Source organism: Thermogymnomonas acidicola, assembly GCF_014646795.1.
Lineage (GTDB): Archaea > Thermoplasmatota > Thermoplasmata > Thermoplasmatales > Thermoplasmataceae > Thermogymnomonas > Thermogymnomonas acidicola.
Map to the genome: position 1 here is coordinate 832,958 of NZ_BMNY01000001.1, position 20,573 is coordinate 853,530.

Below are 20,573 nucleotides of genomic sequence, written 5' to 3' on the forward strand. Positions count from 1 at the left end.
GCGCATACCCAGATGCTTGTTACCGCTTACCACATACGGGGCCGATGGTATTCAGCCCGCATTTCCAGACGCCGGAAGAGGAGTACTCCAGTGTTGAGAGGGCCAAGATCAGGACATCCGGACTCACGGAGGACCTCATGGGTCTCTCCTACGCCATGTCGTCCCCTGACGACCTTGAGGGCGAGGTCTCCGACGTGGCGAAGTCATTCGGCATATACACCCAGTTCCACAGGGACATGAGGCCGGGCGAGAGGAAACACATGTACATGGTGCGCATCCCGGTCCCCGGCGGTGGCCCCATAGACCTGGAGGCATGGCTGAAACTGGACGCCATATCCAACAGGTACACTGTCTCTGATGCCTACACCGGTACCCCTGAGCCATCACTGCGCCTGACCACCAGGCAGGACATACAGCTCCACTGGGTGAGGAAAGCGGACCTGGTGGAATGCATAAGGGAGATCTGCTCTTCAGGCTTCCTGACGCTCAACGGCTGCGGTGACAACGTGAGGAACACCAAGGCCTGCCCCCTGGTATTGTCTGGCGATGCCATCGATCACAACTCACTGGCCAGGAGGATAGCGGAACACTTCAGGCTCCCATCCCGCCTTTACCTGGAGGTCTTTGAGATACCACTGGAGGGCCAGGGGCAGGAGGGCCACTCCTACCCCGATAACCTTATGCCCAGGAAGTTCAAGATCGCCGTGGCCACCGCGCGGCGCGTCAACGGCATGCTTGTATATGACAACTGCGTTGACGTGAGGACGAACGACATAGGGATCGTGCCTGTAATCGGGAGGCCAGGCACCTTCCAGGTCTTCGTGGGTGGCGGCATGGGCGAGAACCAGGGCAGGGCCACCTTCTCCGCCCTGGCCCTGCCTCTGGGCACTATTGAAGAGGACGGCCTCATCCCCTGCCTTGACGCCCTTGCCTCCATATTCGAGGCCTACGGAGACAGGAAGAACAGGCACTGGGCCAGGTTCAAGTACCTTGTGTACTCAATGGGCCTCCAGTGGCTTCGGGAAAGGCTCTCCGAGAGAGGTGTGGAGCTGGGGCCAAGCACCATCTCCAACTTGGACGGCCTGGAGAGGCATATAGGGCCAGTCACTGACGGTGACAGGGTGCACTACGGCCTCTTCATCGAGAACGGCCGCATCATCGACGGCCCTAACGGTAGGCTCAAGACCATGATGAAACACATAGCACAAACGTACACGGGGACCGGAGTGCGCTTGTACATCACGCCCGGGCAGGGGATAATCGTATCTAATATCCCTGTGGACCGCCTGGGGGAATTCGAGGCCATAATCGGTTCCCATGGCTATGGAAAGAGGAACGGCAGGCCGGTGAGCAGGATGCGTGAGAGTTCGATTGCATGCGTGGGCCTTCCAACCTGCAGGATATCCTTCACGGATTCGGAGAGGCTGGAGCCACGCCTCATAGACATGCTCGAAGCAAAGTACGGAAACACCGGCATCGGGATCGGCATATCTGGCTGCCTGGCCCAGTGCTCCATGCCTGCCAGGAAGGCCATAGGCTGGATAGGCACGGGCAGGGACCGGTACATGCTCAAGCTGGGCGGAACCTCTGACGGCTCCGGCCTAGGCATGCCCCTCATCGATGGAGAGGGAAAGTTCTATCTCCAGATGGTCCCAGTGCATAGGCTCGCGGACTGCACCGCGGCGCTGATAGACCTTTACCTGGGCAACTCAGACGGGAAAGAGGACCCTGGCAGGTTCTTCAGCAGGGTTGGAAGCCAGTTCATAATCGACGCGCTGCGCAGGGACCCGAGGACTTCTGACCTGATGGTGCCGGTGGAGATGCCGGAGAGGCTGGAGGGTTACCTGTTCTACAGGGAAGCGCTCAGGAGGGAGGCATGAGGGTATGGGCCGTGTGTACATTGTTGGCGCTGGGCCAGGTGACCCTGGACTCCTGACCATCAGGGCGGCCAGGGCGATAGCTTCCTCCAGTTACATTGTCTACGACAGGCTGATCAGCAGGGAGATAAGGGAAACTTTTCCGGCAGCCGCTAAATGTGTCTGCGTGGATGAACTGGGGTTCATGGAATCCCTAGCATCGATGGTGGATTGGTCACGCTCCGGCACGGTGTGCAGGGTCAAGGCCGGTGACCCATTCATGTTCGGCAGGGGTTGGGAGGAGGTCGAGTACCTGCACAGGAGTGGCGTGGAGTACGAGGTCATACCCGGCGTCTCATCTGTGAACGGTGCTGCGTGCTCCTCCATGATACCGCTGACCTACAGGGGGCTCTCCTCTTCGTTCGCTGTGACCACAGCCGTAACCTCCGGGGGCAGGGGTGCTGACCTGAGGCGCTTTGGCAGTTTCGATGGCACCCTGGTGGTCCTGATGTCAGGCAAGTCAGTGGCCAGGGTCTCCAGGGATCTCATGGATGGCGGCATGGACCCAGGCATGCCTGCGGCTGTGATCACGAGGGGCACTGAACCAGGCCAGGAGGTGCACCGTGGAACCCTGCGCACATTTGCCTCTACCGACCGCGAATATCCCTCGCCTTCAATGTTGGTTGTGGGCCCAACGGTATCTCTCTGGGGGTCACTGAATGGCGTACCTGCCACTGATGCTTGATGTCGGAGGTAGAAGGGCCGTCGTGTTCGGCCTCAACGCACTGACTGCACAGAGGATCAGGCAGCTGCTTGATGCCGGTGCAGTGGTGGACCTCTATGTGCCCGGAGTGGAAGGCGTGGGCTCTGTGGTTGAGGACGTAAGGGGGGCTGTTAGGGGCGCGGCCATCGTCGTTGTGCACACCGGCAGGGCTGACCTGGACAGGGCCATAGCAGTGGTGTGCAGGGAGAAGGGGATACCGTGCAACACCGTGGACAGCCTGGACGGCAGTGTGGTATTCCCGGCGGTGTCCAGGCACGGAAACCTCACCGTTTCGGTATCGACTGATGGCCTTGTTCCATCCCTATCCGTCCACATCAGGGACAGGATCGACAGTGAGGTGCAGGTGGCATCGAGGGCCCTGCCTGTCCTCGCCTTCACAAGGGAAAGGATCAGGGAGATGGGCCTCAATACCAGGCCTCTGATGCGTGACATCCTCTCGGACAGCCGGTTCTGGGCCATGGTCGAGGCGGGGCGCCTGGAAGATGCCAGGGAGTTCTGCATGGAGAGGGTCAGGCAGGTGCTACATGAACGTGGGAAAGGGAGCGCCCCTTGCCATGTTGGGCAAAGTTAATATGCCGTCTGGAAAATCAGCATGTGACCGGGGGCGCTTCGAAAGAGGCTGAGAGGCCGCATGCGGCCGACCCTTTGAACCTGATCCGGGTAATACCGGCGGAGGGAGTGTCTTTTGGAGCTGTTCCAGGTCAGGAGACTGTGGAATGGTGGAAAGAGAGGACATAGTGGAAGTGGATGAGGCACTGATAAGCCAGTGCATCCTTGAGGAGAGTTTGGAGTTCCTGAGGGACATAATAACTACCGACCTTGTAATCGTAGGTGCTGGGCCCTCAGGGCTCACGGCGTCCATCTATGCCTCCAGGGCAGGCCTGAAGACGGTGCTCATAGAGAGGAGGCTGAGTTTCGGCGGGGGCATGGGTGGCGGAGCCATGCACCTGCCAACACTGGTCATAGAAGAGCCGGCCACGGAGATACTGGACGATATAGGCTGCAGGTACAAAAGGCGAGGGGAGGGCGTGGCCACAGTAGACTCGTCTGAACTTATGATCAGGCTGGCCAACGCGGCCATAGACGCTGGCGTGCGGTTCCTTCACGGTGTCACAGTCGATGACATAGTGTTCAGGGAGGACGGTCCCAGGGTTGCGGGCGTTGCAATAGAGTGGACAGCATCGCAGATGGCCTCGCTGCACACCGATCCCCTGTTCCTGAAAACATCAGCGGTTCTGGACGCAACGGGCCATGATGCAGAGATAGTGTCTGTGGCCTCAAGGAAGGTGCCGGAGCTCAACATACTGCCAGTGGGTGAGAAGTCTGCAAGTTCTTCGTCATCCGAGAGGCAGGTGGTGGAGAAGACTGGCAGGGTGGCACCGGGCCTATACTGTGCTGGCATGGCAGTGTCTGAGGTCCATGGCCTCCCTAGAATGGGGCCCATATTCGGTGCGATGCTCCTCTCCGGCCGCAAGGCCGCCAGGATAATAATCAGGGACCTGAGGGGTGAGTGAGTTGCCCTTCCGCATTGATGTACAGAGGAACGGCGTTGTCAGGTGCGAGAAGTGCGGCCGCACGGTGCCGAACGACAGGGCGATCTTCATAAGGACCTGCTGCAACAACAAGCCCAAGGCCTTCTGCAGCATGCAGTGCTACAGGGTCTGGGCCTCTGCGTGGCTCAGGAGGCAGGAGCAGATAGCCTGAACCCGTGGTTCCCTCATTTTTTAAGGCAAGCAGCGGGGCGCCGGTGCCTGCAAGGGTTTACCGCTTCCCCGGCACCCGTGAGGAATATGTATACACAAAAGTAGATAGGCTTAAACACCGATAATCCCCACAGACATGGTCACTGTTAGAAACAAGTACACCGGTGAGGAGATAGCAGAAATAGAGGACACTGACCTGGCCGGGGCGGAGGAGGCCCTGAGGGTAGCGGTGAGAGCCTTCAGGGAAGTCTCATCGATGCCAGCGTACAGGAGGAGGGACTGCCTCTACTCCGTGTCAGAATACCTGAGGTCCAGGGAGGTGGAGTTCGCCAGGACAATATCAATGGAGGCAGGGAAGCCCATCAGGTACGCCAGGAAGGAGGTCAGGAGGGCTGAGTTCACAATACGCTCATCGGGCGACGAGGCCATGAGGATACACGGCGAGACCGTGCCATTCGACGTGGAGCCGAGGGGCGAGGGCAGGTTCGCCTACTTCGTCAGGGTGCCCATCGGCCCTGTCCTATCCATCACACCTTTCAACGACCCGCTGAACCTTGTTGCGCACAAGGTGGGCCCCGCCCTGGCAGCCGGCAACTCCATAATAAACAAGCCAACTACCCTGGCACCCCTATCCTCCATCAGGCTGCAGGAGGCCTTCGGGCAGTCCGGGTTTCCGGATGGGGCCTTCCAGAACGTCATAGCCGGTGGCTCATCCAATGCGGTGAAGTTCCTGCTCGGGAGCAGCGAGATCAAGAAGGTCACTTTCACCGGTGGGATCGAGGCAGCGAGGTCGCTCGTGAGGGCCGGGGGGATCAAGAAGTACTCCATGGAGCTGGGGAGCAACTCCCCCGTCATAGTGTTCGATGGGTCGGCATGGAGGGAGCACCTGGACGACATAGTGGACGCAGCCTTCGAGTCCCAGGGCCAGAACTGCATCCACGCACAGAGGCTCCTCGTTGAGGAGAGCATAGCGGACGAATTCACCGACGCTCTGGTCGAGAGGGCCATGGGGCTGAGGGTTGGAGATCCCCTCGATGAGGACACGGACATAGGGCCCATGATAACCGAGGGCGAGGCAAGGAGGGTTGAGGAGTGGGTCATGGAGGCGGAGAAGATGGGCGCGCAGGCCCTCACCGGCGGGAGAAGGGAAGGGGCCATATACATGCCGACAGTGCTTGTTGACGTCCCGAGGGAGGCCAGGGTGTGGAGAGACGAGGTATTCGGGCCTGTCACCGTTGTGGAGAGGTTCAGGGACGCTGATGAAGCGGTGGGCCTTGCCAATTCAGTACCGTACGGCCTCCAGGCTGGAGTTTTCACCTCTGACCTGGGCACGGCCATGAGGTTGGTCGAGAGGCTCGAATACGGCGCAGTGCTGATAAACGACACGTCAGACTTCAGGGTCGACACGATGCCATTCGGGGGCATGAAGATGAGTGGCATAGGCAGGGAGGGCGTGAGGTTCGCTGTTGAGGAGATGACCGAGATAAAGCTTGCAATATTCAGGAAGTGAACAATCACTCTGACCTGGATATGCTGACAAGGTCGGTGAGTGCTGCCTGAGCAGTCTCGATCTTGCCGGCCCCAGGCCCCATGCTGTATATCTTCCCGAGCGTGTCGGTCTCGATCTCAATGGCGTTCATCACGCCCTTCACGTGCCTGAGGACGTCTCCATCATCCAGCACCTGCGGCCTGACCCAGGCCTCGTCCCTGTCAGCGTACACGAGGAGCTTCGTCCCGGATGCCGCTTCCTCCGCTGTGATGTTCCTTATGCCCTCCACTCTGATCCTGTCCATGGGGTGGTCCCAGCCGAAGACGCTGGATATTATGGCAGCCTTCGCCGCAGCGTCGAAGCCGTCCACATCGTTGGTGGGATCGGCCTCCGCGTAGCCCCTGGACTGGGCCTCCTTCAGGGCATCACTGTAGCTCAGTCCCTCGGACATCCTGGTGAGTATGTAGTTCGTGGTGCCGTTCAGTATGCCCCTTACCCTCACTGGCCTGGCGCCGGGCAGGAGGTCGAGGATGTTGAATGACGGCGTTCCTGCCATTACGGTCCCCTTGAACCTCACCTTCCTCCCGTTCTCGCTTGCAATGTGCATGAGCTCCCTGTACCTCAGGGCTATTGGGCCCTTGTTCGTTGTTATGACGTGCTTCCCGCTCTCCAGTGCAGCCTTCATGTAAGAGAAGGCCGGTTCAGCGTCCCTGTAGTTAACCCATGTGAACTCGCACACTATGTCCGCATCGGACGCCTTGATCCTTTCAACCACGTCCGATGAGGATATTGTCCTGTCAACGTTCCCCAGGTATTCCCTCACATGGCTTTCGTCCGTCATGTTAGTGTACCCGAACCTCATGTCCACGATCTCTGTGATCCTCGAGCCCTCCAGGCCCAGGGCCCTCCTCTTCGCGTTGAAGAGCTCGTAGAACCCCTGACCGACGGTGCCGAAGCCTATGACCATTATCCTGTGTGTCCTGTGGGCCATCATGAAAACATGGATGATGGGCTATTCAAACTTGCGAACCGTACTGCCCTCACGGTCGCAGGGAATGGAAAGTGTGATGCATCATGCCCCGCGGTGGAGAGGCCATATGAAGAGATGGGTGCCTGTGAATGCCCCATGCTGCCATGGCAGCATGGCACTCAAGCATTCCCCAAGCCTTTACCTCCCACAGGGGCCCTCCTCGCCAGGTCGAAGCGGTCAAGCATCATGACCCTGTTCCAGGCCGCGGCGAAGTCCCTCACGAACTTCTCCCCTCCGTCCTTGCTCGCGTAGACCTCCGATACTGCCCTGAGCTCTGAGTGCGATCCGAAGACCAGGTCGACGCGCGAGGCCCTGTAGAGCAATTTTCCCGATCCGCACTCAATGCCCTCGAACTCAGTCCTGAGTTCGCTGGTTGGCCTCCATTCAATGCCCATGTCCAGGAGGTTCACGAAGAAGTCGTTGGTGAGCACTCCTGGCCTTGAGGTGAACACGCCCAGGCCCGAGTTCGCATGGACGGCGCCCAGCACCCTGATGCCACCAACGAGCACTGCCATCTCTGGCACCGAGAGTGTCAGGAGGTTCGCACGGTCAACCAGGAGGAACTCGTCGGGCACACCCTCCATGTACGAAGGGTCCCTGTAGTTCCTGAAGCCGTCAGCCCTGGGTTCCAGGACAGCAATGTTGTTCACGTCTGTCTGCTCCTGCCTGGCATCTGTCCTGCCCGGTACGAATGGAATGGATATGTTATACCCTGCAGCCCTGGCGGCTTCCTCCACAGCGACGTTCCCTGCCAGCACTATGAGGTCTGCCATGGATATCCTGATACCATTTTTCATCTGGCCGTTGAACTCATTCCTGACGCTTTCCAGGACACCGAGCACCCTGGCAAGGTTCCCGGGCTCGTTCACCTCCCAGCTCCTCATGGGTTCCAGGCGTATCCTGGCCCCGTTGGCGCCTCCCCTGTAGTCGCTGCCCCTGAACGTGGCCGCTGAGGACCAGGCCGTGTACACCATGTCCCTGGTGCTGAGCCCGGAGTCAAGGATCTTCCTCCTGAGCTCCCTGACCTCCTCACTGCCAACAAGCCCATGGTCCACTTCCGGAACAGGGTCCTGCCATATCAGGTCCTCACGTGGCACCCAGGGCCCCAGGTACCTGGTCTTAGGCCCCATGTCCCTGTGGGTGAGCTTGAACCAGGCCCTGGCAAATGCCTCCTCGAACCTGTCCGGGTGCTCAAGGTAATACCTTGCGATCCTCTCGTAGTCCGGGTCGTACCTAATGGCGAGGTCTGTGACGAGCATCCTGGGCTTCCTCTTCCTGGACCGGTCATGGGCATACGGTATGCTCTCTTCCGCATCCTTCGCCACGAACTGCCAGGCCCCTGCCGGGCTCTTTTCCAGTTCCCACTCGTATCTGAAGAGGTTCTGCAGGAAGCCCATGCTCCAGCTCGTCGGCGTCTCCGTCCACGTCACTTCAGGCCCGCCTGCAATCGTATCGTCCCCCTTGCCGCTGCCGTAGGAACTGACCCAGCCTATGCCCTGGTTCTCTATAGGTGCCGCCTCCGGTTCCGGGCCCAGGTGGCTAAGGGGCCCCGCACCGTGTGTCTTTCCAAAGGAGTGCCCGCCGGCAATTAACGCGACCGTTTCCTCATCATCCATGGCCATCCTTGCGAACGTCTGCCTTATGTACTTCGCCGCCTCCCTCGGATCCGGCTTCCCGCCAGGCCCTTCCGGGTTAACGTATATGAGGCCCATGTGGTCCGCTGCCAGTGGCTCCATGAGGTCGCCCTCGCCAGTGTGCCTCTCATCTGAGAGCCACTTCCCCTCAGGCCCCCAGTAAACGGAAAGATCCGGCTCGTACACATCAGTCCTGCCTCCGCCGAAGCCGAAGGTCTTGAACCCCATGTCCTCCAGCGCAGTGTTGCCAGCAAGGACCATGAGGTCTCCCCAGGACAGCTTCCTCCCGTACTTCTGCTTCACCGGCCACAGTATCCTCCTGGCACGGTCGAGGAGGACATTGTCGGGCCAGCTGTTCACCGGTGGGAACCTCTGCTGGGCATGGCCTGCGCCACCCCTGCCGTCAGTCACCCTGTAGGTGCCCGCAGCATGCCATGCCATCCTTATGAAGAGCGGCCCGTAACTGCCGAAGTCGGCCGGCCACCATTCAACCGAGTGGTGCATGACCTTCACTATGTCCCTCCTGACCTCCTCCAGGTCGAGGCCCAGGAACTCCCTGGCGTAGTCCAGCTGGCCCCTGAACGGATCAGATTCAGTGGAGTTCTGCCTCAGGACCCTGAGGTCGAGCCTCTCCGGCCACCAGTCCTCCAGCCCCCTCCCCCTGTACTTACCCACTCCTCCTTCCATTGTAAATCAACTCTTAATAGATATAAGATAGTAGTTAATAATGATTACTAATTTGTATTGGATAAACTAAAAATTGGGTTAACTAAAAATGGCATGTGAGGGAAATAGCGGGGGCACCCGGGAGAACGTTTGGCATGCCCGGGCCCATGCAGCATTTCACTCCGGGCCCACTGCCTGGATCTCTACCCACACATGAGTTTGCTGGCCAGGCCAGTATGGTGGAGCACACAGGGGGCATTCCGCCTGGCATGCTGGAGCACTGGGGCCTGCCGGTAGGTTCACCGCGAAAAATTCCGGAGGCGATAAGGGATGTAATCGCGGGATAACGAGTTGCCATGGAAACCACATGTAGTTCATGGGGAAGCGGCCAGGCAATATTTAAATACTGCCAGTTGCTAGCAGTGTGCATGGCAACGGAGAGCCTGCCAAGGGGCGTCCTTGGCTTCTGGTCAATAGTCTTCCTTTCGGTTGTGGCCATCTTTCCTGGCAGCATTTACATAATCTCTTCCACAACCGCACTCACATTTGCCGGTGAGGCTGCCCCGCTCACCTTTGTCCTGGGGACTGCACTCATGTTCTTCAACGTCATAGCGGTCTACATATTCTCCACAAAGGTCGTGAACGCGGGCGGCTTCTACAAATTCGTGCAGAAGGGCACGGGAAGTGCGGTGGCATCCCGGGCGGTTGCGTGGGACCAGTTCATAGCCCAGATGTGCCCTGTCATAATCTCGTCCACGGTCTTCGGGTGGCTCATACCCGTAACAGCCAGCACACTCTTCAACGTGACACTGCCTGCGTTCTTGCCCTTCCTTGCCAGCATCGCGGTCATAGTGTACGTGTTCCTGCTGAGCTACTTCGGCATCAGGCTCTCCGCACTGATAGCAATGGCTGTGGGTGCCGCCCAGTTCATCTTCATAACCGCAGCAGGGATAATAATAGTGGCACACACGCACTACAATACCCTCGGTGCATTCAACATATCCAACTCCAGCGGTGGGCTCAGCGGTTTCTTCATAGGCATGGTGACAGGGCCGCTCACCGCTTACATCGGCTATTCCGCAGTGGTGCACTTCAGTGAAGAGGCGAAGTTCTCAAAGGGCACTATGAAAAAGGCAATAGTTACGTCCATACTCATCGCGGGCGTCTTCGAAACATTCATGATGTACGCAATAACCGTGGGCGTTCCCAGGTCAGACCTCTCTTCTCTTGCTGGCACATACGCCCCGGCCCTTATTGTGACCGACAGGTTTGCCGGCCTCGTGTTTGCGCTGGTGGTGCTGGTCATAGCCCTGCTGGGCCAGATCACATCGCCGCTGACATTCGGGAACGCTGCTGAGAGGATCCTCTACTCGCTCAGTAGGGACGGAATCCTGCCCGAATTCCTCTCTGAGATACACCCCAGGTACAGGAGCCCACACAAAGCGTCAATCGTAGTTCTCGCCTTCGCACTGGCTGCAATACTCCTGACACAGGTCCCCCTCGTACTCCACTATGGAGTCCTGACCGGCTTTTTCTACGCAGTCGTGATATGGGCCACAGTCCTCACAGTCACGAACCTGATATACCACGTGGCAGTTAACCAGTCCCTTGCCTTCCTGACGCGCAGGCTCAGGGAGCTCAGCGTGGTGAAGCATATCGTTGGGCCAACCATCGGGTCTGCTTTCATAGTCATAATACTCTACTACACCTTCCTCGGGATAGCTTACCCGTTTGTGCTAGCCGCGCCGATAGTGGCCGTTTGGGACGCCATTGGCATTTATTTCGCGTACAGGAAACGCAAGGTGCCCCTGGGAGAGAGCGATGTGGAAACAGCAGCTGAACAGGCGGCATAGGGAGGGCAAAATTCAATCAGTGTTGCCAGGGGCAATCTGTAACCTGGAAGGGAGTGAGAACCCTGATAGTTGCAGGGGCAGAGGGTGATTTCCTATACGATGAGGCCGGGAGGCGCTACATCAACTTCTCGGAGTCCACAAACATACTCGGGCACAGGAACCCGGAGGTAATGAGAATAATATCCGAATGCATGAAGCAGGGCTTCATACACTATCCTCTCACCGTCTCGTTTCCGAAGGTCGCTGAAGAGGTCGCTGGTGGCATTGAGGGGCTGTCCGGGATGCCCGGGGCTTCCTGCGTTTTCACTTCTTCCGGGTCGGAGGCATGCGACGCTGCCCTGTCTGTTATGTCAGGACTGGGCCCTGTGGTCACCGTGGAAGGAGGGTACCACGGGAACACCGGCCAGTTCATGAGGAAGAAGGAGACTGACAGGCTGAAATACGGGTCTGAATTTGAGATACCTTTCCCGCACGACGAATCTGTGCTGGGCGAAATGGAGGCCCTTGTAAGGAAAGGCGCGCGCTCGATCATTGTGGAACCGGTCCAGGCTGAGGGAGGCTTCAGGAAGGTCTACGATTCCTTCCTGAGGGACCTCCGGAGGGACTTTTCCGATCTGGTGATCTGCGTGGATGAGTGCTACACCGGCTTCGGCAAGACTGGCCGCCCGTTCTCTTACCAGTGGTTCGGCATCAGGCCGGATATCCTCGTCATAGGTAAGGCCTTGGGTGGGGGCCTGCCTGTCGGAATGGCTATATTCGATGGGCACATGAGAGAATCACCTGTACTGGGTGCATTCAGGAACGGGGCTTTCGGCTCTTCAGCCGGAAATGTCATGGCACTGCATGTTGCGCGGTATATCATATCAGTTGTTTCGGAACCCAGATTTCTGAGGGGTGTAGAGAGCAGGTCACGTATCATTGACAGTTCAGGGGAGGCCCTGAAGAGGAGGCTGAGGGGGATGGGCCTGGTGAGGGGCTTAGGTCTCAGCAGCAGAAACGAGGCATCCCTCTTCCACGGTATGCTCATGGAAAGGGGGGTGTTTGCGACTCCCATGAGTGACGCTGTAAGGATATGCCCACCACTCACCGTAGGTGTGGAAAACCTGAGGGCCGGAATCGGGGAGATGGAAGAGGCGCTGCAGGAGCTCGAACATTGAACGGTGCAACACTGTGGGCTACCCTGCAGAGGGCTTTGAGATTCTTTTCTAAAATGAAACGAGAACACGTGGGATTTCTGAATAGATGAAGATAAATTTGAACCTGTATGAGAGAAAAAATGTAGATCGGCCAAAACACTCTCAATCAGCGTAAGCACCCTAGTGTACAAATCCACTTTATCCTGGACGCTCTGCTAGGAGTAGCACACTTCATGAACGGTGAAACAAGTGTTCGGCCATGCTCAGCAGAGCACTTATTGCTTTGAGCCTCCCTTTAAAGCAAATCTCTAAACTGGAAGGCTGGATAAAAATATGGATACGGTGGTATGACATTTATATATAAATTATCTGAACTATCTCGCCTTTCTAACTGCAAGTACAGTGAGACCTGCTAGCAAAGCAAATATGGACATTGCGTACACCCCAGAGACGAATGAGCCTGTCAAAGTATCGAGGCCACCAACAACTATTGGCCCAACTATGCCTCCTAGGTTTCCCAGTGCGTTAATAAGTCCTATCGAAGCGGAAGCACTCTCCCTGACAAGCGCTTCCTGCGGGATTGTCCAGAATGCAGGCAGGAAGGTAAATATTCCTATTGCCGAGATGGTGAACATTATAAATGATAGTGCCGGTATTCTTATGGTGAAGGCGCTGAGCGCAAGTCCAGCAAAGGCAACGAAGAATATGGTCGCGGTTAGCCTCTTCCTTATGCCCTTTCTATCCGAGTAGCGGGATATGAATATTAGGGCAATGGCCGCAACAACGTATGGTATGTCGGATAGAAAGCTTGATTCTGCCGCGGAGACGTGGGAGAAGGAGCTTATTATGGTAGGAAGCCAGATCGTGTAGCCGTAGAGTGCCGTCACCCCGAAGAAGTATACCAACACAAGTATGATCACATCTCTATCAACCAGGGCCTTCCTCCACGGTACCTTTGTGGGCTTTTCTTCCTGCTCTTCCTGCAGCCTTTTTATGAGTGCATCCCTATCTTCCTCGCTCATCCATCTTGCCTGTTCTGGAAAATCCGTGAGCACAAAGTAGAATATTGGTATGGAGACAAGTGCGAGTGCGCCCTCTATTATGAAGAGGTACCTCCAGCCAAGATAATTTCCATAGGCAGTGAACACGGATCCCGCTATGAGGCCTCCGAATATGCCTGCCACCGGTATTCCAGCGTTGAAGAAGCTGTTGGCAAGGCCTCTCTCCTCCTTGGTGAACCAGAGGGCAAGGAACAGCATTGTACCTGCATAGAAAGGCGCTTCTGCCAGGCCCAGAAGAAACCTTAGCAGGTAAACTTCAGGTACGTTCCTTACAAAGGATGTGGCTATGGTTATAACTCCCCATGCACCAAAGGCTATGGCGAATATTTTCCTAACGCCCATTCTGTTAACCTGTAGGTTGGTGAACACTTGTGGTATTGCGTATGCGACAAAGAAGAGTGCAGAGGCAACTCCCGCTATAAATGAAGCAGTTGATGGTGGGGCGCCTATGTCCTGAAACATGCCTGCATCTATGGCATATGAAAGGTTTACTCTGTCGAGGAAGTTGACCACGTAAAGGTAGAAGAGCATGGGTGTGAGCCTCATGAGCCTCGTCCTGTAAGACCTTAGAGTCCCAGTGCTCCTCAAAGCCTCCATAATAATTACATGTCCTTAACTATATTTAAGTTTATAGCTTGATTTGAATAGAATATTTATGCCGAACTGTTTAAAATATATAAAGTTTCAAAATTAACCAGATTAGAAAATATTATCTGAGAGAACGAATTACATACTACCATGCAACGTGATATACAATAGTTTATTGGTGAACATGTTCTGACTTCTCAATTTATATAACGCAATCCATTGTATACATGTGATATTGAGAGTTACGCTACGACACATAGATTGCTGGAGCACGGTACTGTCCAGTTACGATGGGGTCGTCGGTGAACTCCTGAATCAGAATATCGGTAATGATAGCCTGGTAGCAAGTGTTGTTTTCCACTCCTTAGTCTCAGGATCCAGCAGCACATGGGCATCTCTGGTCGGTGATCTGAAGTCGCATCCATCCATATACAAGATCAGACATGTTGAAACGATAGAGAGGGGTAGGTCATTGCTGGTTCAGTTCGTTGCAACTAGAAACAAGGCAATGTCAGATCTTGTGGGGAGATTTGAGTGTCCAGCCTTCAGGGAGTACTTTCATAATGGGCTTGAAACGTGGGTCATACTCTCATGGGCAGATAACTGGAAAGCCCTGTTGGGAGAGATATCATCACTGGGAGAAGTGGCCAGAGTAGATACTTTTGACCAGAGGTTGCACTCACAATTCTTCTTTTCATCTTATACGGAACTTACTGGTGAGGAGAGGAAAATCATTGAATCAGCATTTCTGGCTGGATTTTACAGATATCCGAGAACCATAAAGTTAGAAGATCTGGCAATATCAACGGGTAAGTGCAAATCCGATCTCTCGAGAAGGCTCAGGAGAATAACCGGAAAGCTCATCGCACGTTATCTCCTCACAGAGAACATGCTGGGTGGCCTGAACCGTGAGGAGCAGGAAGAGAAGAGTGTGGCCAGATGATAGTGGTATCCGATGATCTCACGGGCGCTTCACTAATGGCGTCCATGTGCAGGGGAAGGTATATTGTCTACCCGCTGGAAAATGTGGACGAATCTCATCTTAGGGAATCGTTCATCTCTGTGGATCTTGGCACGAGGGCCCTGGAGGCTGCAGAGGTAGAAGAGAAACTCGACATTTTTGAGCGTCTTCTGGGAGACTCTCCATGGACTTACAGGATGGACAGCAGCGGTAGGGATAACCTCACTGCATACCTGCGCAGGCTTGTCAAGAAGAGCAGAATAATGATAACATCAACGATACCAGAACTCGGAAGGTTCACACTGAACGGCGTCTCAGTGAGTGAAGATGGCAACATCGATCTAAGGGAAAGGGTGTTTCACCAAGCATGCAGGTTCCTGAGGGAGAGGGTTAAGATTGTGGATTCTAGGACTTGGGAAGATATAGATCGAATATCACAGTTGTGCAGGGAACTATCCTGCATTCCTGTGGATCCAGGACCTTTGATTTCAAGGTACCTGGGCAAATCTGGAACCGAACTGCCCATATCAGCAGACGTGGAGAGAGTCTGCTTGGTCATAGGAACTTACAGGCCTAAGACTGTGAAGCAGATTATTGCACTAAGATCTTCAATTTCAGATGGTTTCCTTAGGATCGGCGGGCATTCAGTGAAGGTGGACATAACATTCGAACCTCTTGAGAGGATGAAATCAAAAATTGATAGGGACTTCGTAGATCGTCTGGCTAACTATGACCTCATTGTTATCAGTGGTGGCTTAACCGCTGAGACTGTATTGGAAAAATCTGGTTATCACCACATCCTCTCCAGGCCAGCCGACGTAATCATGACTGGAGCGGGTACAGTGGTTGGTGGGAGACTCGATGGAAAGGAAGTTATACTCAAGGGAGGGATGGTGGGAGGCGAAGGAATTTATGTGGATCTTATCATGGGAGCAGTGTGTGGTTCACACGCCGTACGGCGTCTCTCCGATCCGTAATTCGTTATCTTGAACATGAAAGTGACTTTTCTGCAATCATCTATTGAGTTCGAATCGGGATCTGTTTGAAAGAGGAAACCTTTAAAGTGTAACAATTGACCGGAGGGCAATGGTTTATGGGGATATTTTCGTAAGTTCAAGCGGTCTTCGGAACTCAGGTCTTGATATATATAATATATTTCAGGAATATGTTCATACCAAAATGTATCTACTATTGTAGATATAATTGCGTATGCCTGGAAACGAAGGTGGCAACTCTGACAGGATACTGACATCTCTCGGCAACTACAGGGATTTCTATGAGCAGGTAAAAGCTTCAAGAATATGCATCGTGGGGTACGGGAATCAGGGTAGATCCCAGGCTCTCAATCTGAGGGATTCTGGCTTCAATGTTGTGGTGGGCAACATTGATGACTCTTATGCAGAGATCGCTAGAAAGGATGGGTTCAGAGTTATGGGAATACAGGATGCTGTGAAGTTATCCGACATCATATTCTTCTTGATACCAGACGAGGTACAAGCATCTGTTTTTGAGAGCGATATCAGGCCGTCCCTCTCGAAGGGCAAGACCATAGTTTTCGCATCAGGATACAATTACTTTTACGGCTTTGTTAGCCCACCACCTGATGTTAACGTTATAATGATCGCGCCTAGGATGATCGGTTGGGGTGTTAGAGATGTATATGTCAGGGGAATGGGATTTCCTGCCCTAGTGGCGGTGGGCCAAGATGCTGATGGAAGAGCCGAGGGAATAATGCTCTCGCTCTGTGAGGGCCTAGGAATTTTCAGATCTGGTGGATGTGCCGTCAGATCGTCGTTCAGGGAAGAGACCCTCGTTGACCTTCTGACAGAACACTCCTGGGCCGGAGCAATGCTCTTCCTCTTCCGAGCATACTACGATGTTGCTACTTCTCTAGGAGCATCACCTGAGGCGGTTATACTCGAGCTGTACGGATCTGGTGAGTTGGCGGAAATTGCAGAGTCCATGAGGAACATGGGTCTCTTCAAGCAGCTAAGGACGCACTCCACCACAAGTCAGTATGGTCAGCTGACAAGGGGACCACTCTACGTGACTGATGATGTCAGGAAAACGCTATACAACGAGGCTATCAAAATACTAAATGGGGAATTCGCAAGGGAGTGGCACCAGGAGCAGGTTTCGGGTGGAACTGTTCTTAGGATGTCTCTTCGCCTATCATCTGAACACCCGATGGAGAGGGAGGAAGAAAGGCTTTACAGGATCCTGGGGAGGGAAGGAAATTGAGCATATCCGTTTTTGGTTCCGAAGAGTTCGATGTCATCGACCTCACTAACACGATTTACAGCGGGATGCCTGTGTGGCCTGGCCACTCACAGCTTGTCGTTGAGGATCTCAAACTACTCACTGTGGACGGTTATGCTGTCAAGAAGATATCCATGAACACGCACATAGGCACTCACATAGACACCGAGGCCCACATGGTTGAGAATGGCCGGACGCTGGACAGGTACCCCATTGAAACATATTTCGGGCGAACACTGGTAGTTGATGTGAGCTCAACTCCAGCAGGGAAACCAATACCTCTTGATACTGTAAGAAAGCATTTGGAACAGAAGAAGGGATCGGAGATACTTCTGCTTCACACGGGGCACTCTCTCAGAAGGGGAAACAACTCCAGGTACCTTTTTGAGTGGCCCTATGTGGACTTGGATCTGGCACAGTACCTGTCCACTAAAGGTCTGAAGGCAGTTGGAACCGATGGACTGAGCATAGCCGGCTGGGGAGGCTCCGTTCCTGGACACGGACCGATAACGTCCACTGCCAGGGAGGTTCATCAGACACTCCTGAGGATGGGCACAATCATAATTGAGGAACTCACAAACCTTGACAAACTCCTCCAGGGGAAAGAGTTCGCCGATGTTTACACCATCTTCCTGCCTCTTAGGATCGATGGCTCTGACGGAAGTCCTGTAAGGGCCGTTGCTTTGAAAAGGAGGGATTAGATGGCCGAGGTTCAGTACAGGGGAGAATACGAGGAGAAGGTTAATGCTGAGAAGGCAGTTTGGGGAACCAGAGGAAAAAAATATGGAGTGTACCTTTTCGCAATAGCGCTCCTCGGGTGGGCACTGGCATCGTACAACTACAACCTTCTAACCGTGGCCTATCCTGTTGTGGAAAAGGCTCTTCACCTAACCGCAGCTGAGGTTGGGGAAACTGGCACGGTGATCAGTCTGGTCTCGATCTTCGTGCCCATAGCAGTTGGTTACTGGATGGATGCCAGGGGAAGAAGGATCATGTGGATGACCGTGCTCGCTATATCAGCAGTTTTCACGGCGCTGACTGCAATTGCATCTAACTTTGCTGAACTTGTATTCTTCAGGTCAGTGGCATCAGCGTTCGGCCTCTCCGAGCTCGGTGTTTCTGTCACAATAGTTAACGAATCCCTTGGCCCCAAGAGCAGAGGCTGGCTCTATTCATGGGTTCAAGGCGGATGGCCACTGGGTGTTTTCATAGCATCCGGAATATATCTCGCAACGATCTCCTTCGGCTTCAGGGTAGTCTTTGCCATAGGTGCCATACCTCTCATAGCCGTTTTCATTGGAAGATACTGGATCAAGGATCCAGAGAGGTACGAGAACCTGAAAAAGATAAGGGAACTCCTGAAGAAGGGAGTTCCGAAAAGTCAGATTGCAGGAATAGAGGAGTTTGAGGCGGATCTGGACGAATCACAGAAGGTGACATTCAGGCAAATATTCGCAACGCCTGGCTATGTCAGGCGCCAGCTGATCAAGGTCATGGTCACATGGTTTTTCTACGCATCGTCCTGGATGCTTCCTAACGTTTTCATTTCAGCCTTCCTCGTAAACTTCTACGGTTGGTCATCAAGCTATGTTGCCCTCCTGCTGCTTATTTCTGGTGGCCTCGGCTTTTTCTTTTATCCCCTGGGAGGATACCTTGGAGAAAAGTTTGGTCGGAAATATGTGCTTATAGGCTCTGCAGCTTTCACACCACTGCTGGCAGGCTTGTTTATCCTGAATGTCCACAACGTACTGGTTGCATCGATACTCTATTTCTTCATATACCAGGTTACTAATGGTACATGGTCCGGTGTGGGCTACACTTACTGGGCCGAAAGCTTTCCCACTAGGGTGAGGGGCACCGTCATGGGCTTCCTCACCGGATGGTTCAACTTTTCCAACTTTGCAGGTAGCCTGATATACACGGCCCTAGTTATAGTATTCGTGCATTCGCCCATACTCATCTGGGTGATTCTCGGTGTAATACTGTCCGCTGGTGAACTGAGCTCCATAGCGCTTAGAAACATAAAACCTGGAAGTACGCTGGAGGAGATCGCTGTGTAAACTGTAATTCAATAGGCTGGTGAAATTGAATGAAGACCCTGTCAGGCGGGCGGTAATGTTCATTTACCTTGACATGGATTGCTTCAACGGGCTGTGGCGCACAAGCAGCGCGGGAAAGTTCAATGTAACTTACGGAGGCTAAATAAAGTACCGGCTGCCTTTCCAGTAGGACATATTGTTTTTTCCTCCTTGACAACACCGAGATATGGGTAGGTAACTACAAGCTCTTACTTAAGAGGGTAATCAGAGGGTATTTCGCTTACCTTGACCAGCCCTATGCGTGGACGAAGGGGAAACAGTTCGTTAACTGCTTTTCGGTCCTGAAGGTCCCCGGCGAAAACCTGAATGCACTGCACACGCTTATACACGAGGTGTCGCATGCGAGGCTCGATCACCTGTATAGAAAGGATCTCCCAAGGGGCATCGCAGAGGCGGAGGCCGAACTTTCGACTTACCTTGTCGGCGCACACTTCGGCTTCGATTTCAGGGAGGATTCCGCAGCGTACATAAGGGGATGGCTCGAACATGCCAGGGCCGATGGCAAAGGCCTAGGTAAGGAAAACATCGACCGGGTTATGAACAACGCGAGGTGGCTGATAAACGAGATATCTGCAAGGCTGTGAGGTTTTAGCAATTCCGGAATATATTATAACCTAGTCTTTTTAAGACTTTACACTGACATCCTCAAATTTTTGGATTAAATGAGGTCACTAATCTACTGATGCCGGATCACTGTCAAACAAGACTGCAACATGAGGTTCTTTTTCTAGTCTATCAATTATCAGGCTTAAATAAAATTTCATTTATTCTCTATTTTTATTAGCTTTTTGCTTTGTTGCCCTTAAGTGATTTCTAACATTCATTGTTAAAAATAAAATGGAAAATACTAAAAGTATGACACCTAATTCAATTTGATTATTGCCGTTAATTGCAATTTCTGGATAGTTTTCGGCCACTCCTACTAATATGTCAGCGATACTGCCAGGGAATATAATAACAAAGGCAAATTCAGAAAGCTCGGTAAATACTGATTTGATAGATTTTTTAATATTTTTCTCGTATATAGGCTTGTATGCATCTATAACAGCTAATTCGCGGTCATCATACCTAGATTTTCTCCACACTTCAACACCGATGATTCTCCGCATTTTCGAGATAAATCTTGAAGTCAAATAAAGAAAAAGCCCAAGCGCGAAGGCTACCACAGAAAAAAACGAACTATAATAAAGCAAAGGACTGAAGCCTACCCAAAAGGAGGAAGAAATTGAAGAATATATTGTAAATAGGCTTGATAAAAGAGCGGGAGCTAATTTCTTTAAGATAACGGTAAATATTTGAATCCTGTTGTTATGAGTGTCATATCCCAAAATAGAAGCAGCCGATTTGTTGATTGAATCTTCTGGATACAATTCTTCCATAGGTATTTATAAGCAACGCTTTTATTTTTATGTCCACACTATTTAAGATATAAGCCCAAGTTGAAGCGGTATAGA

At 53.5% G+C, this 20,573-nt stretch carries 18 protein-coding genes and 1 riboswitch; of the genes, 14 read left to right on the top strand and 4 right to left on the bottom strand.

Going from position 1 to position 20,573, the window contains the following annotated elements:
- Positions 1–44: 44 nt before the first annotated feature.
- From IEW66_RS04260 to IEW66_RS04285, 6 genes are all read left to right on the top strand, one after another.
- Positions 45–1,880, top strand: coding sequence for a nitrite/sulfite reductase (locus IEW66_RS04260; RefSeq protein WP_188680580.1), 1,836 nt, complete (start codon positions 45–47; stop codon positions 1,878–1,880).
- A 13-nt stretch (positions 1,881–1,893) separates the two neighbouring features.
- The gene (locus tag IEW66_RS04265) at positions 1,894–2,601 is read left to right on the top strand and encodes a uroporphyrinogen-III C-methyltransferase (RefSeq protein WP_188680581.1); all 708 of its coding nucleotides are present in this window, start codon (positions 1,894–1,896) and stop codon (positions 2,599–2,601) included.
- Positions 2,576–3,211, top strand: coding sequence for a precorrin-2 dehydrogenase/sirohydrochlorin ferrochelatase family protein (locus tag IEW66_RS04270; protein WP_188680582.1), 636 nt, complete (start codon positions 2,576–2,578; stop codon positions 3,209–3,211). The genes IEW66_RS04265 and IEW66_RS04270 overlap by 26 nt, the downstream gene beginning before the upstream one ends.
- A gap of 19 nt (positions 3,212–3,230) precedes the next feature.
- A riboswitch (TPP riboswitch) is annotated at positions 3,231–3,336 on the top strand.
- 20 nt (positions 3,337–3,356) lie between these two features.
- Entirely contained in the window at positions 3,357–4,154 is a 798-nt protein-coding gene (locus IEW66_RS04275; RefSeq protein WP_188680583.1) for a sulfide-dependent adenosine diphosphate thiazole synthase, read from the top strand.
- Position 4,155: 1 nt separating this feature from the next.
- Positions 4,156–4,344, top strand: coding sequence for a hypothetical protein (locus IEW66_RS04280; RefSeq protein ID WP_075056301.1), 189 nt, complete (start codon positions 4,156–4,158; stop codon positions 4,342–4,344).
- Positions 4,345–4,479: 135 nt separating this feature from the next.
- Complete coding sequence (locus IEW66_RS04285) at positions 4,480–5,853, top strand: aldehyde dehydrogenase family protein (RefSeq protein ID WP_188680584.1); 1,374 nt, start codon at positions 4,480–4,482, stop codon at positions 5,851–5,853.
- Positions 5,854–5,857: 4 nt separating this feature from the next.
- On the opposite strand, the gene IEW66_RS04290 is transcribed toward IEW66_RS04285, so the two are convergent.
- Both IEW66_RS04290 and katG read right to left on the bottom strand, forming a co-directional pair.
- Positions 5,858–6,823: a homoserine dehydrogenase gene (locus tag IEW66_RS04290; RefSeq protein WP_188680585.1), complete on the bottom strand. Its 966-nt coding sequence runs from the start codon at positions 6,821–6,823 to the stop codon at positions 5,858–5,860.
- A gap of 158 nt (positions 6,824–6,981) precedes the next feature.
- Complete coding sequence (gene katG, locus IEW66_RS04295; RefSeq protein ID WP_188680586.1) at positions 6,982–9,183, bottom strand: catalase/peroxidase HPI; 2,202 nt, start codon at positions 9,181–9,183, stop codon at positions 6,982–6,984.
- 407 nt (positions 9,184–9,590) lie between these two features.
- Between katG and IEW66_RS04300 the strand changes: the two genes are divergently transcribed.
- Together IEW66_RS04300 and IEW66_RS04305 are read left to right on the top strand one after the other, a co-directional pair.
- Positions 9,591–11,015 (top strand): APC family permease, encoded by a 1,425-nt coding sequence (locus tag IEW66_RS04300; RefSeq protein WP_188680587.1) that lies wholly within the window; start codon positions 9,591–9,593, stop codon positions 11,013–11,015.
- 53 nt (positions 11,016–11,068) lie between these two features.
- Positions 11,069–12,172 carry an aminotransferase class III-fold pyridoxal phosphate-dependent enzyme gene (locus IEW66_RS04305; protein WP_188680589.1) on the top strand — a complete coding sequence of 368 codons (1,104 nt, stop codon included), beginning with the start codon at positions 11,069–11,071 and terminating at the stop codon, positions 12,170–12,172.
- A gap of 353 nt (positions 12,173–12,525) precedes the next feature.
- On the opposite strand, the gene IEW66_RS04310 is transcribed toward IEW66_RS04305, so the two are convergent.
- Positions 12,526–13,809 carry an MFS transporter gene (locus IEW66_RS04310; RefSeq protein ID WP_188680591.1) on the bottom strand — a complete coding sequence of 428 codons (1,284 nt, stop codon included), beginning with the start codon at positions 13,807–13,809 and terminating at the stop codon, positions 12,526–12,528.
- 220 nt (positions 13,810–14,029) lie between these two features.
- Between IEW66_RS04310 and IEW66_RS04315 the strand changes: the two genes are divergently transcribed.
- From IEW66_RS04315 to IEW66_RS04340, 6 genes are all read left to right on the top strand, one after another.
- Complete coding sequence (locus tag IEW66_RS04315; RefSeq protein WP_188680593.1) at positions 14,030–14,743, top strand: helix-turn-helix domain-containing protein; 714 nt, start codon at positions 14,030–14,032, stop codon at positions 14,741–14,743.
- The gene (locus IEW66_RS04320; protein ID WP_188680595.1) at positions 14,740–15,738 is read left to right on the top strand and encodes a four-carbon acid sugar kinase family protein; all 999 of its coding nucleotides are present in this window, start codon (positions 14,740–14,742) and stop codon (positions 15,736–15,738) included. The genes IEW66_RS04315 and IEW66_RS04320 overlap by 4 nt, the downstream gene beginning before the upstream one ends.
- 232 nt (positions 15,739–15,970) lie before the next feature.
- Positions 15,971–17,002, top strand: a complete 1,032-nt coding sequence (ilvC, locus tag IEW66_RS04325) for a ketol-acid reductoisomerase (protein ID WP_188680597.1) — start codon at positions 15,971–15,973, stop codon at positions 17,000–17,002.
- Positions 16,999–17,721: a cyclase family protein gene (locus tag IEW66_RS04330; protein ID WP_188680600.1), complete on the top strand. Its 723-nt coding sequence runs from the start codon at positions 16,999–17,001 to the stop codon at positions 17,719–17,721. The genes ilvC and IEW66_RS04330 overlap by 4 nt, the downstream gene beginning before the upstream one ends.
- Entirely contained in the window at positions 17,722–19,080 is a 1,359-nt protein-coding gene (locus tag IEW66_RS04335; RefSeq protein ID WP_188680602.1) for an MFS transporter, read from the top strand.
- A gap of 371 nt (positions 19,081–19,451) precedes the next feature.
- On the top strand, positions 19,452–19,703 hold the full coding sequence (locus IEW66_RS04340) for a hypothetical protein (protein ID WP_188680604.1): 252 nt from the start codon (positions 19,452–19,454) through the stop codon (positions 19,701–19,703).
- 180 nt (positions 19,704–19,883) lie between these two features.
- Here IEW66_RS04340 and IEW66_RS04345 read toward each other — a convergent pair whose 3' ends face one another.
- A complete protein-coding gene (locus IEW66_RS04345) occupies positions 19,884–20,498 on the bottom strand; it encodes a hypothetical protein (RefSeq protein WP_075056312.1) in 615 nt (204 codons plus the stop codon).
- Between the last annotated feature and the right edge of the window lie 75 nt (positions 20,499–20,573).